Raw genomic sequence first — 10,336 nt, 5'->3', positions numbered from 1 at the left:
CTAACTGTCTACGCTTAGCACCTAACATTACTATTAGTAGCCCAAGACTCGCTATTGGCGATGCGGCTGTACATCTTACCAAGCAGGGGTTCCACCTGCTAAATTACACGACCTTGCCCGGTCGCTCACGGAATTTCGACTTCCGCTATCGTCTTAAATTGGCGGGGGCTGAGTAAATAACGGAATTTTCTGTTCCGTTCAGGACCTTTAACGCATATTGCTACCAGCCGCCTCCCCACCCCGCTATACGAACATAATAGGCCTGATGATTGAAATCGTAAGATCTCAAAAATTCATATCTGCCAAAAACTTAAAAAGGGTACCTGCTTCGTGCTTTGATGGAAATTTTAAACACGAACTGGAACCTTGCATGTCAAGGTACTAGATAAATATAGTACTATCCAATAGTCCAAAACCATTTAAAATAAGATGTATGCAGCGAGGATGGTGATCTGATTGTGGACATGATGGAGCGTATATCGATACTGAGAAAGCAGGAAACGGATTGTTACAGCCTGTGCCTCTATCTATTGCAATGTGAACGTTTAGCTTGTATGGCAGCCGAGGACGCTTTGTATAAGCTTATTCAATGCGATTCTTTCTTTACAGCAGACTTGCAGACAAAGGATATTATGCTGCGCAAAATGTCTATGACATCCGCCCTTCATATCAAAATGCTCAATAGAGCTGTTCCCAAACCTCATTAAATGTAACCACCACGCCCCTCCTTCAATGAAACTTGCTGCATTCGAATGGTTTCCGAAACGCTTCCCCTCTCCCCCTCCATATTGTTCCTGCCCACGCTGATCCTTTTGTTAATATACAAAAAGCCACAGACTACACGAACCTTCGTCCGCGAATAATCTATGGCCAAATATTGCTCTATGTATCCCTTTATACCTGCAGCAGCAGCAAAATAATCGAAGACAAGCTGAAGCACACACCGATCAAACACAGAAATACGACAACCTGCTTCTGATTTAAACCTAGCCGCAGCAGACGGTAATGAGCCTGGCTTGCATCAGCTTGATAAATTGGCTTGCCTTGCAGGAGACGCTTGAACACAACGAATATATTATCGAATATCGGTACCCCTAACGCCAAAATGGGAATAAACAGCGAAAGCACTGTAGCTTGCTTGAAAGCACCGTCCAGAGCAATTACAGCCAGGATGAATCCCAGGAAGGTTGCACCCGCGTCCCCCATAAATACTTTGGCAGGCGGTTTATTGTACCGTAGATAAGCAACGGCAACACCGATTAATATGATAGCCATAACAGCAGAATCGTTCTGCCCCTTCACTAAAGCAACTACAAAGAGGGTTACGGCAGATATCGCGGAAAGCCCGCCAGCGAGTCCGTCCATGCCATCTGAAAAGTTAATAACCGTTGTAACACCGAAAATCCAAAGAATAGTCAAAATAAATTGCAGCCAATCCGGTAATCCGATAAACTCCCCGCTGAACGGGTTATAAAATCCATCAAATGTAATACCCGAAGCATAGACAAGCACAGCCGCGGACACCTGAACGATCATCTTTGGCAATGCCGGGAAATCCTTGCCCCGTGTCTTGTACCAGTCATCTACGGTTCCGATAATCAATAGCAGCAGTGATCCAGCCAAAATAGCGGCCGTTTGCATCGTAAATCCTTTTGAAAAGCAAAGATAAGTGACAGCAAATCCAGCAAAAATCGCATAACTAGCGGTAAGCGGGATAGGCTCCCTGTGTATCTTTCTTTCGACATCTTGTCTAGGCTTATCCACAAAGTCAAGACGGAATGCCAATTTCCCAAGCGGAGGAATGAGTAAGTATACGATCAAAAAAGAGATTAGAAAAGCAGCTGCGTAGATTATGATTACCATCCCCAATACAAATTTTAGAAAAAGTTGCCGCAAGTTCAATTATACACAAGAAGAGCCTCTCCTGTCGATTCATGTCCTGTTGCAAATATTTTTTTAACTACCCAGTAAAAATCTGAGTTACATCCTCTGAAGCCCCCTACCCTACAGTCCCGTTCTTATCGGACTACTTTGAAGTTGAAATGCGAATGACCCACGGTCATATGCACTCTGGCTAAAAGAGCTAATATCATTTCGGTACCGCGTGCAGAAGAGATGTCCCCCAAATCAATTATACTTTCCCAACCAAACCATTCCTTCAAATACCCAATTACTTCATTTCTCGCATCAGCATCATTCCCGCTTATGAACAGATCATGCTGACCACCCGCAAGGCTGCGTGGATTTACCATTAGCGCGGCGGCGACCGTATTTAAGGTCTTCACTACTTTTGCATCGGGAAAAGCCTGTTGAATTTGTTCGCCGAGAGAATCTGTATTCGCTACGAATAAAGTCAGCGTCCCATTGGAAAAATCCAGCGGAAGGGAAATGTCGATCAATATTTTACCGCTTAAATTATGACTGCCTGCCGCATTTAAAGCATCCAGTGCCCCTGCTCCTGAAGTGGCATTAAAAACAAGATGCCCGTGTGCAGCGGCCTCCTCGAAAGAACCAACCGTAGCCCTGCAATCCTTAACTTGTCTTAACCATTCGTCCAGCTTCTGAGGGCTTCTAGTTCCTAATTTAACTTCGTGCCCCTGTTTAACAAGCGCACTACCCAAAGTTTGTGCTGCATTTCCGGAACCAACAATTCCAATTTTCATTAATATTCCCCTCCTCATAGTATACATACAGGTCTGTATACTTATATTGACAGTATATATACCGATCTGTATAATGTCAACTAATAAGAGGTGATGGCTATGATGAAAAAAACGGATGGAAAGAAATCAGTTGCCCGCGAGCAGCTGCTGGTTACTGCAAGCAAGTTATTTTTTCAGAATGGATTCCATGCTGTAGGCGTAGATATGATTGCAGCTGAATCAGGGATTACGAAAATGACGATGTACAAGCATTTCCCTTCAAAGGATCACCTGATTGTCGCTATATTGGAGCGTTCTGACGAGTTGTACTGGGAATGGTTTGAGAGCACGATTCATCAAGTTACTGAACCGGAAAACCAGCTCATCGCCATTTTTGAGGCGGTTGCAGAGCGGCATTCCTCCTCTCCCATGTCGACTTTTTGCCTATATCAGGGCGTTGCTGTTGAGTTCCCATTTCCCGAACATATTGTGAATAAAGCGGCTGTAGCTCATAAACAATCCGTTGTTAAGCGTCTGGAATCCATATGTAAACAAGCTGGACTACATTCACCAGAGCTCCTTGCTTTGCAGCTGTTTCTACTTTTGGAAGGGTTTTGTATGTCTTCCCGATTTTTTGGTGCGGATAGCCCCGTGGCAGATGTTGTTAATGCTGCAATCACGTTGATCAAGTCATATCGCTAACCAAACAAAATGAAGAAGCTGACCCAAAGCTATAACAACTAGAGGACAGCCCTCCTTTTACTCTCCAAAAGAGAACTTTATGAAAGATCAGCTGGCACAAGGGATTAACCTTGCCCTTTACCGCCAACCTTTTGAAACCGATCGATGCGTTTTTCAACAAATTGTTGGGCAAACGAAAGCCACTCGACTTTCAAAGGCTTGCTGGAACACGCAACTTTTCTCCTATGGCTTTCTGTATCGTGCAACTTTACACCGATGGATTGCTGTATCGCGCAACTTTTCACCTATGCCTTGCTTTCACGAAACTTTTCTCTGATAGCTTGTGTAAATGGGGCAGCAGGTCACGGCGGAGATGCGTACGGACTTCATAAATGTTAAACGTTGCTTTCATTCTAGGGGCTCTGGCAGTTGCCTAAAGGAAGAGATTAGATGGAATTCCTCACGTTAATCCCGCCTAAATATTGTTGGAAATCATTTTAACTGGAAAAACTACCGCTAATATAGATAATATTGGTGATTTTAATCAAAATACGTAGAATTAGCATGAGAAATTCCAGCTATAGGGCTTGGAACGCTATTTTCGGGGCAAATAACCGGACATTTTCCTGTTATTTGCGTGGGACTCGCTAGATTGCTATGCAATGACGTAACCGATACTCGCATCCCTAACCCGAGAGAAAGATTAGTACGTGTTGGAAAGTGACCTCATCTCTCGCGGGGTTCGACCGACCGCCTTGCAATGACGTAACCGATACTCGCATCCCTAACCCGAGAGAAAGATTAGTACGTGTTGGAAAGTGACCTCATCTCTCGGGGGGTTCGACCGACCGCCATGCAATGACGTAACCGATACTCGCATCCCAAACCCGTGAGAAAGATTAGTACGTCTTGGAAAGTCTCATCTCTCGCGGGGTTCGACCGACCGCCATACAATGACGTAACCAAACCTCGCTTCCAGAACCCGAGAGAAAGATTAGTACGTCTTGGAAAGTGACCTCATCTCTCGTGGGGTTCGACCGACCGCAATGCAACGCCGTGGCAGACGCCCGAGATTCGCACATGCTAAGAACACCCAAGAAGGGGCTGTCTCAAAAGGATGAACTCTATTGAGCGAATTCTATATGATGTGCAAAAAGAACCTTCAAATCCACTATCAAAGTTGGATTTGAAGGTTCTTTTGCAACCCAATATTCGGGTAATGTGGCAGGTAGGCTATCGCAATATGCCTGTTGGATCTGCCCCCTTCTAAACGGGTCATTGTCATCCCATGATCTATCAGCAGGCTTAGACAAATAAGGCACGGGCTAAATGAACAACCCTTAGCGAACCAGACAAGGACGTTTGTTGTCAAACTTCCAGCCTGAGATCAAATATTGCATAGCGTCTGCATCATTGCGAGCGCCTAATCCTTTTTCCTTATACAGCTGATGTGCTTTCTCAAGCTGCTCCATGTCTACTTCAATCCCTAAGCCGGGCTTATCAGGAACATTGACCATCCCGCCCACAATTTGAAGCGGTTCTTTAGTCAGGCGTTGGCCATCCTGCCAAATCCAGTGGGTGTCGATGGCTGTGATTTTACCTGGGGCAGCAGCTGCAACATGAGTGAACATGGCAAGCGAAATGTCAAAATGATTGTTGGAATGCGAGCCCCAGGTGAGTCCCCAATCATTACACATCTGAGCTACTCGCACCGAGCCCTGCATCGTCCAGAAATGCGGATCGGCAAGAGGGATATCCACCGCATTCAACTGGATGGTATGTCCCATCTCACGCCAATCGGTAGCGATCATATTGGTAGCCGTTGGAAGTCCGGTTGCGCGTCGGAACTCAGCCATCACCTCGCGGCCTGAATATCCTTTCTCGGCGCCGCAAGGATCCTCTGCATAAGCGAGTACATGATGCTGATTGCGGCACAGGTTAATCGCTTCTTCCAGTGACCAAGCGCCGTTCGGATCCAATGTAATCCGCGCCTGTGGGAAGCGCTCGGCGAGCGCAGTCACAGCCTCGATCTCCTCAGCGCCTCGCAGCACGCCGCCTTTGAGCTTGAAATCATTAAAACCATAGCGTTCACGCGCAGCTTCAGCCAAACGCACGATCGACTCCACTGTAAGCGCTTCTTCATGGCGCAAACGGAACCAGTCATCTGACGCATCCTGTGCTTGGAGATAAGGCAGATCGGTCTTGTTCCGGTCACCGATGTAGAACAGATAACCAAGCATCTCCACCGCACTGCGCTGCTGTCCCGTACCCAAGAGCGCCGCTACCGGCACATTAAGAAACTGCCCAAGCAAATCCAGTAATGAGGCTTCAAGCGCTGTGACGGCATGAATCGTAATCCTCAAGTCGAATGTTTGTAAGCCGCGTCCACCTGTATCCCTATCATTAAAACGTTGCCGCACTGTATTAAGAATGTTGTTATAGTTGCCAATGGATTGGCCTATAACCAAGCTTTTTGCATCCTCCAACGTTTGTCGAATGCCCTCTCCGCCAGGAACCTCGCCTACACCTGTGTGGCCAGCATTATCTTTAAGAATAACAACGTTGCGGGTGAAAAAAGGGCCGTGAGCTCCGCTAAGATTGAGCAGCATACTGTCATGCCCTGCAACTGGAATTACCAGCATTTCAGTTATAATAGGTGAAGCTGTCAAGCTTTCTTTGGCCATTGAATGATTCATGATTATGCCCCTCTCCGACAATACTTATTTCTTGTCCTTCGGAAACTTATCAAATGCTACCTTAATTATTTGCTCCATTTGTTGATAGTGATCCTTCTCCACCTGAACAATCGGTGCACGAACCTGCGTTCCAACAGGCAAGCCGACGATTTCCATTCCAGCTTTAATTAAAGCTACAGCGTAGCCTTTCTTTTGTCTCCGAATACGGTTAATCGGCAGGATGACATTCAGATAAAGTTCATTCAATAATGGCTTGTTTTGACTAAGCAATGCTTGATAGAACGTTGCCGAAATATGAGGTATGTAGTTCGATATAGCGGATGAATAGGAAGTAAAACCGAGATTGACATAAGCCGGCATCGTTACCTCAGCCATTGGCATTCCGTTTAACCAGCCCAAGCGATCTCCTATGGTTTGCGTCAGCTCAATATTCGTATCCATATTTCCGAGACCGTCTTTGAAGCCTACAAGCTGCGGATGCTCCACCAATCTTTGAAGCGTTGGCAGCGTCAGCACACAATTATCGCGCTGGTAAACAACCGCGTTCAATTCAGTACTCTGGATAATAGCACTCAAGTAATTATATAAGCCTTCCTGCTCCGGCTCGATCAAATAAGGAGGTAGAATTAGGTAGCCGTCCGCTCCCAGCTCTTGGGACAGCTTTGTCAATTCCAGCGCATGACTAATGTTTCCCCCCACTCCGGTATATACAGGCACTTTCCCTTTGGCCACGGAGATTGCAGTTTCAACCATCGTTTGGTATTCATTGTTAGAAAGAGCATGAAACTCTCCCGAACCACACGCTATAAAAATAGAGGATAATCCTTCCTCGATAAGAAACTGAATGTTTTTCTCCAGTGCGGTGACAACCAGCTTTCCATTCTGGTCCATAGGAGCAACCGGAAATCCCAAAATACCTGCAGGTGCTTTTCTCGCGATACTAGTCATTATTTGTGCCGCCTTCCAACTTTTTATTTTTAAATTCGATTCTCATTCAATTTTTTCATTACTTTCTCACGCACATGATTAAGATGATGGTACATGCTGGTGTACGCTGCAATCGGTTCTCTCTTTTTAAGCGCTTCGAAAATATTCTGGTGCTCCTGAAGAGTAACCGCGTGGTCCCTGTCCGTTAAAGCAATTTGATTTAAAGTTTCATCGAACATGCTCAGCAAAGGATCAATACTTCCTTCAAGAATCGGATTATTTGCGCTGTAAGCAATCGTTCTATGGAACTCCCTATCAATGTCCAAATAATCCTCTTTGCTTGAAGACATCGTTTGTAAGAGCGCTTCCAACGCCGCCAGCTGGTTGTCCGTTATTTTCTCAGCAGCCATCGTTACTAAACCGAGCTCCAGAGCCATCCGTGCTTCCATAACCGCGGGAATGTCCCCAGCTGATAATGCGAGCATAATGGAGAAAGGCTTACTGCCAATTTTATTGGCAAAATAAGTGCCTTCCCGCGTTTTCCGTTGAATGATACCCATCGTCTCCAATGAGCTTAGAGCTTCCCTAAGAACAGGTCTGCTTACGAATAAAAGATCAGTAAGCTCGTTTTCTGTCGGAAGCTTATCTCCCGGATTCAGCTGACGACTTGTCAGCAGCTCAATAATTTGATCAACCACCTGCTTCGACATTGTTTGGCGTTTAACCGTCTTCATCTTTAATTGCTTATTATTAACTTCCACATCCATAACCTCATTTAGCGATAATTCATTTATATTTCATAAATCATATTGTAAGACAAATTAAATTGTTCGTCAATTTGATTTTTTTACTTGGTTTGCTCAGGCTTGCCTCTGTTATGCATGTTAACTGCTTCTACAAAAAAGCTAATTCAACATATTAAACAACAAATCATTTCCCAAGAAAACACAATTGAATTTATACATAAATAAGGGAAGAGACAACCCTTGCCCCGCGGGAGACAGCCGATAAAAAATAAAGCGCCTGCCTCCAGAGGAAACAGCGCGCCTAATTGATCTAAACAAGACTAAGAGAAACTTCTATATTTATTTGTCCAGCCGAGCATCCGCTTTAAAATAGCCGTTAAGAGCCCAATGGCCAAGTTCCTTCAGCTTATAATCGTATGGATCGTGAAGCGTATGCGTACGCAAATTACGCCAATATCTGTCAAAACCGTATTGAGAAGCCGTAGATCTTGCTTCCATCACCTCGAACATTCGAGAGCTTATCTCCAAACCAACTTTAGTTGCCATTGCATTAGCAGTGAGAATTGCTTCCACCGTCTCCCCATATTGGCCCTCCTGCAAGTCCGCCTCCATGTCCCAAGCATCCTGAAACCGTTCTGCTGCCCGGTCAGACAATAGCTTGGCTGCCGTCAGCTGTACCCAGTAATCGCCAAAATGTCGCAGATTATAAGGGTCTTCAGCTGCCCGGGTACCGGACGCATGCCACATTCGCGAAAGTGAATTGGTGTACTTTTTCACTTCTTTAAACGCTCCTTCGGCAAGCCCCATATATAAGTGACCCAAGATTAGCTTTGGTAAAGTTCCCCTCAACTTCATAAAATAGTTCTGGGGATCATGCTTCAACAATAGCTCTCCTTCCTCCACTTCAACTTGATTAAAGGTAACCCGCCCACTATCGGTTTGGCGTTGTCCAAAACTATCCCAATCGTTGTGGATCAGAATGCCCTTGCGATTGGTAGGTATTACCGCTTTAAACATCGTCCCTCCATCTTCGCGCTCCGCAGAAACGATGAGTATATCCGAATCGCTTGCTCCTGAGCAGAAGCCCTTGGTTCCGTTAATAATGAAACCATTGTCTTGCCTCATAGCTTTCACATCGGATACTGATGGATTAAAGGCGTTTCCCCAAAACCAATTGTGCCGAGCCGTTTCTGTGTAATAAAATTCCTTCTGTCCTTGATCGCCATAAATATGGGGGGAAATCAGGTTAAGATGATGAAAGCCAAATAAGTGCGCGACTGAGCTGTCCACTTCTGCCAAGCGGCGGACAATTTTTAGTACAGTTATCCATGTCTCACCATGACCGCCATTTTTTTGGGGAATAAGCAGCTTTAATAATCCGCTTTCCCTGATCCATTCACGCTCCCGTATTGCAGTTCCTCCTTGCCGGTCTCGTTCCACAGCCGTTTCGGCCAGACGCTGGCTCAGTTGCTCGGCAAGCTCAATGTAAATCTCCGTGCTTTTTAAGGTCATGCCAAAACTCCCTTCTCACGTGATTAATCATCTTGCGATTGTAACAATAATAGCACTCATTTTTTTGTATGTATAAACTCACTTGTCATTAATCGCCCTCGCAGCTCCAGCCTCATTAGCCGCTACGATGCGGTCCATTAAATCATTCCAGCTCTGATCAATGGTGCATTTCTCAGGACGGGCTTCAAACCATTGTACGGTCCGCTTGATCCCTTGATGAAAAGGGGTTGTTGCAATAAAATCAGGAACAAATCGTTTGATCTTACTATTGTCAAACACGGCGCTCACTGCTTTATCACCAAGTAATCCTCCCGTGCTTTCAGGAGAAAAGGCAGTAATAAAATCTGTGGCAATGTGAACGATGTTAGGCTCTACACCTGCTGCCGCCCCAATCGCCCGGTAGATTTGATTCCAATTCAGAACTTCGTCTGATGTAATATGAAATGCGTGCCCGATTGATTGATGATGGCCGATAAGACCGACTATTCCTTTGGCAAAATCCGAGTTATGAGTCATCGTCCATAATGAAGTTCCATCTCCATGAACGATAATTTTTTGGCCACTCCGCATTCTGTCAATCAATGACCAAGGATGATTCCAGCTGTTTAGTCCAGCGGGTATCATCGTATCCCCATAGGTGAAGGAGGGCCGTACTATTGTTATAGGGAAACCATCATTCCGGTATTCATCCATCAACAAATTCTCACACGCAATTTTATCTCGCGAGTACTGCCAATATGGGTTGGCCAATGGTGTAGATTCTGTGATTAAATAATGCGTGGGCGGCTTCTGATAGGCTGAAGCAGAGCTAATAAAAATATATTGCGCTGTTTTTCCTTTCAGCAGTCCGATATTGGCTTTGACCTCCTCCGGCGTAAAAGAAATCCAGTCCACTACAGAATCAAATTCATAATTTGCCAGCGCTTCTGCAACAGCAGTTGTATCTCTGATATCGCCTGTAATAATATGTGCTCCCTCGGGCACATTATCATTTCTTTGTCCCCGGTTCAACAGATACAATTCGATTCCTCGCTCCACTGCCAGCCTCGAAACCGCTTGACTAATTAATCCTGTTCCTCCAATAAATAGAACTTTCATTTTAACCCACCGCTCTCTTCTGTTATTTATAACG

General features: G+C 45.2%; 9 protein-coding genes. 2 read left to right on the top strand and 7 right to left on the bottom strand.

Annotation, left to right across the window (positions count from 1 at the left end; genetic code table 11):
* The first annotated feature begins 458 nt into the window (after positions 1–458).
* Positions 459–707 carry a hypothetical protein gene (locus NV381_RS29955; RefSeq protein WP_258216983.1) on the top strand — a complete coding sequence of 83 codons (249 nt, stop codon included), beginning with the start codon at positions 459–461 and terminating at the stop codon, positions 705–707.
* A 187-nt stretch (positions 708–894) separates the two neighbouring features.
* On the opposite strand, the gene NV381_RS29950 is transcribed toward NV381_RS29955, so the two are convergent.
* Entirely contained in the window at positions 895–1,863 is a 969-nt protein-coding gene (locus tag NV381_RS29950) for an MraY family glycosyltransferase (RefSeq protein ID WP_258216982.1), read from the bottom strand.
* Between the two features lie 155 nt (positions 1,864–2,018).
* Positions 2,019–2,663, bottom strand: a complete 645-nt coding sequence (locus NV381_RS29945) for an NADPH-dependent F420 reductase (RefSeq protein WP_258216981.1) — start codon at positions 2,661–2,663, stop codon at positions 2,019–2,021.
* Between the two features lie 99 nt (positions 2,664–2,762).
* Here NV381_RS29945 and NV381_RS29940 point away from each other — a divergent pair, with 99 nt between their 5' ends.
* On the top strand, positions 2,763–3,344 hold the full coding sequence (locus NV381_RS29940; RefSeq protein WP_258216980.1) for a TetR/AcrR family transcriptional regulator: 582 nt from the start codon (positions 2,763–2,765) through the stop codon (positions 3,342–3,344).
* A gap of 1,319 nt (positions 3,345–4,663) precedes the next feature.
* On the opposite strand, the gene gudD is transcribed toward NV381_RS29940, so the two are convergent.
* The 5 genes from gudD to NV381_RS29915 all read right to left on the bottom strand — a co-directional run bounded on the left by gudD (position 4,664) and on the right by NV381_RS29915 (position 10,302).
* Complete coding sequence (gudD, locus tag NV381_RS29935; RefSeq protein ID WP_258216979.1) at positions 4,664–6,019, bottom strand: glucarate dehydratase; 1,356 nt, start codon at positions 6,017–6,019, stop codon at positions 4,664–4,666.
* A 24-nt stretch (positions 6,020–6,043) separates the two neighbouring features.
* Entirely contained in the window at positions 6,044–6,967 is a 924-nt protein-coding gene (gene kdgD / locus NV381_RS29930) for a 5-dehydro-4-deoxyglucarate dehydratase (RefSeq protein WP_258216978.1), read from the bottom strand.
* A 29-nt stretch (positions 6,968–6,996) separates the two neighbouring features.
* Entirely contained in the window at positions 6,997–7,680 is a 684-nt protein-coding gene (locus NV381_RS29925; protein ID WP_419182316.1) for a FadR/GntR family transcriptional regulator, read from the bottom strand.
* A 351-nt stretch (positions 7,681–8,031) separates the two neighbouring features.
* Positions 8,032–9,204 (bottom strand): acyl-CoA dehydrogenase family protein, encoded by a 1,173-nt coding sequence (locus NV381_RS29920; protein WP_258216976.1) that lies wholly within the window; start codon positions 9,202–9,204, stop codon positions 8,032–8,034.
* A gap of 78 nt (positions 9,205–9,282) precedes the next feature.
* Complete coding sequence (locus NV381_RS29915; RefSeq protein WP_258216975.1) at positions 9,283–10,302, bottom strand: SDR family oxidoreductase; 1,020 nt, start codon at positions 10,300–10,302, stop codon at positions 9,283–9,285.
* Positions 10,303–10,336: the final 34 nt, after the last annotated feature.

This window comes from Paenibacillus radicis (ex Xue et al. 2023), from assembly GCF_024722015.1.
Taxonomy (GTDB): domain Bacteria; phylum Bacillota; class Bacilli; order Paenibacillales; family NBRC-103111; genus Paenibacillus_S.
The sequence above is the reverse complement of the archived record's forward strand: the minus strand, read 5'-3'. Positions and strand labels throughout refer to the sequence as shown.